This is a genomic window from Candidatus Alcyoniella australis (genome assembly GCA_030765605.1).
GTDB lineage: Bacteria > Lernaellota > Lernaellaia > JAVCCG01 > Alcyoniellaceae > Alcyoniella > Alcyoniella australis.
This window is the reverse complement of the sequence record JAVCCG010000016.1, coordinates 1-2800: the sequence shown is the minus strand read 5'-3', so window position 1 is coordinate 2800 and position 2800 is coordinate 1. Positions and strand designations below refer to the sequence as shown.

Sequence of the window (2800 nt, the reverse complement as noted above, 5' to 3'; positions counted from 1 at the left end):
TGCGCACCTGCATCCGCTGCGGACAGTGCATCAAGGCCTGCGTGACCAACACCTTGCAACCCTCGGGACTGGCCGACGGCCTGGAGGGGATGTTCGCGCCCAAACATCTGATGCGCCTGGGCGGCTGCGGCCAGAGCTGCAACCTCTGCGGCCAGGTCTGCCCCACCGGTGCGATCCGCGTCAGCCCCCACGGCGAGTTCCGCCTGGCCAAGGGCTCCTACATCGAGCTGGCCCGCGAACGGCAGATGACCTTCGAGCCGGTAGGCCCCACCCAGGACTCGTTCGAGTACTACTGATCCAGATTCCCCTTGCTGCAAGCTCATCGGCGGTTGACTCGATATCTCCTTTGATATAAGACTACCCCCACAATCTAAAAGAGATAAAAAACTTGTGGTTATGAGTGACAAACGGCTCTACCGGTTGGCGGTAATTGTGCTCGGAACGGTGGCCGCGATCCTGTTTATTGAGATCGGCGCCAAATACTGCCTGTATTACCACAACATCTATCGATCGTATTCGCTGATGCGCAACTACTATAATTTCGAGGGAGACTTTTGGGACTTCGAGAAACGCCAGAGGGAGGTGTTGGAGAATTCGACCAATTCGTCCCCGCCGATTGCCAATGACATCTACAACCGCCGCTTCTACCTGCCCTCGATCACAGGCCATCAATGGGGAATGTACCACGAGCCGGCATCAGATCGTCCGCAGCAGGGACAGACGCGAATCCTCTGTCTGGGCACGTCGACCAGCGAGGGAGGTTACAGCAAAGAGCTGCAGGAAATATTGAACCACAATTATCCAGGACACTTCGAGGTGATCAACGCGGGGATTCCCGGATCGACGATGTTACACATGTTGATGAACTTCTCGTTGACATGGCGTAACCTCGAAGCACAATTTGTGATCATCGAAGCTCCGGTCGATTCACTGCTTATCAATGACATTCCGTTTATAGTCTCGGACGGGTTGTTCAAAGAGTTGGAGGATCCGCTGTTCTTCAACCGGCCGAAACGGATCGAGCTTTTCCCAGGGTTGAACAAAGCCCTGGAGTTGGTTGGATCACACAGGGCAGAGCATCAAACCGATGACGCCAAGGCCAGGTTTCGCCAAACGCTGGAGGCCCTGGTGGTATCGATCAAGGGATCGGGCGCCACTCCGTTGATAATGACTTATCAGCCCGCACTGTCGCTGAAGTATCCGACAAACGAATTCTCCCCTGATTTTTTGGTATCCGCCAACACGTTCTATCATGGGTTTTTTTACAATTTCACCATCGCCGGTGCCTTGGAGGCCATCGAGGGCCAAAACGAAATCATGCGCGAAACCGCTGCGAAATACGGGGTAACACTGATCGACGCTGAGAACGTGCTTCCCCGGAAGGATCAATATTTTCTCGACGGCACTCATCACAGCGATCTGGGAAGCAGCATCATCGGGCAACTCATAGCAGACAGGGTGGCAAACCATGAACAAACAACCAGACAGTAACGAACGCCGCAAAGAGGAACTCCCCACCTTTCGCAACCGCCGGGAGCTGTTGCTCTACAGCTATCTGCGGATTCGAGAGACCAAAAAATGGTGGCTGTTGCCGATCCTGCTGCTATGGATCGCCTTGGGCGTCGTGATCAACATCTTTGCGCCCGGCTCGGTGATGCCTGCGATCTACAGCCTGATCCCTTGAGCAAAAGACGCCTGCGCCGGGCGACGATCCGACTGGTGTGCCTAGTGCTGTTCATGGCGGCGGCGGCGCTGCCCTGTCTCGACGTACCCCGTGAGCTGCATAGGCTCGAAAGCATTGAGATGCTGCTCGAGCTCAACTCCGAGCTGTTCTGGCGCCAACGACCTGATCTGCACGCTGAATTCGAGGGCACACAGGTCTGCACCGACCGTGAGGGATTTCGTCTTGACTGCCGACGTCAACGGTCGCAGGCGCCAGATCGGAACGGCCAACTCCGCATCGTGACCCTCGGGGCGAGCCCAACCTTCGGCTATGGGGTCGAGGCGGATCAGGCCTACCCGTCGATGGCCCGAGAACTGCTGCGCGAGAGCCATCAAGGCCTTGATGTCGTTAACGCCGGACAGATCGGCTATTCGTCGTTCCAGGGAATCAGATTGTTCGAGAAGTACTGCGCGACGTGGTCGCCCGCTCTGGTGACCGTGTCGTACATGGTCAACGACATCGATCGCTTCAGGTTCTTTTTCTCCAACGGCCTGGACGACAAGAGGGCTCTGGAGGTGATCCCCGCCAACGTCGGAGCAAGCAATGCCCTGGCGCGCTTTGGTCCCACCGGCTTTCTGCTCAACTATCGTCGACGGCTGTTGGTAAAGCTCGGCGGACAAATAGATTATCGCAAGCGATACGAACTCGGGACCGTGCGCGTGCCGCCTCGAGATTATCGGGCCAACCTGGAGCGGTTTGTCCAGGCCGCCGAGCAGCGAGGCGTTGACCTGGTCTTTATTAAAATGCCCCTGCGCCTGCCAAAGCCCCTGCCCGCGGCGAATCCAGCGACGCAGTCGACGCTCGACAGCGCTCTGGAGATGATCGAAAAAGGCGACCCGCAGGGGGCATTGGAGATGATCGAACGCGCCCTGGACCTTGATCCTCACGCCAGTCGTTCCTACTACCTGCAAGGGCGTGCTCTCGAGGCGCTGGGCCGGTCAGACGATGCCTCCGCAAGCTACCGGCTTGCGGTCGAGCACGTAATATACGACTGCGCCCGCAACAGCCGACAATACAACGCAATCATGCAATCTCTGGCCGAGGAAAACGGGATTGCGCTGGTTGACGCCGCCTCGT

The 2800-nt window shown here is 57.3% G+C and carries 4 protein-coding genes; all 4 read left to right on the top strand.

Going from position 1 to position 2800, the window contains the following annotated elements; translation table 11 throughout:
* Window positions 1-296: 4Fe-4S dicluster domain-containing protein (locus P9M14_01425; protein MDP8254387.1), on the top strand; the 296-nt coding region annotated here is incomplete at its 5' end.
* 100 nt (window positions 297-396) lie between these two features.
* Window positions 397-1491 (top strand): SGNH/GDSL hydrolase family protein, encoded by a 1095-nt coding sequence (locus tag P9M14_01420; protein ID MDP8254386.1) that lies wholly within the window; start codon window positions 397-399, stop codon window positions 1489-1491.
* Window positions 1469-1684: a DUF5989 family protein gene (locus P9M14_01415; GenBank protein ID MDP8254385.1), complete on the top strand. Its 216-nt coding sequence runs from the start codon at window positions 1469-1471 to the stop codon at window positions 1682-1684. The genes P9M14_01420 and P9M14_01415 overlap by 23 nt, the downstream gene beginning before the upstream one ends.
* Before the next feature lie 53 nt (window positions 1685-1737).
* Window positions 1738-2800 (top strand): tetratricopeptide repeat protein (locus tag P9M14_01410; GenBank protein ID MDP8254384.1); only part of this gene is annotated, 1063 nt, incomplete at its 3' end.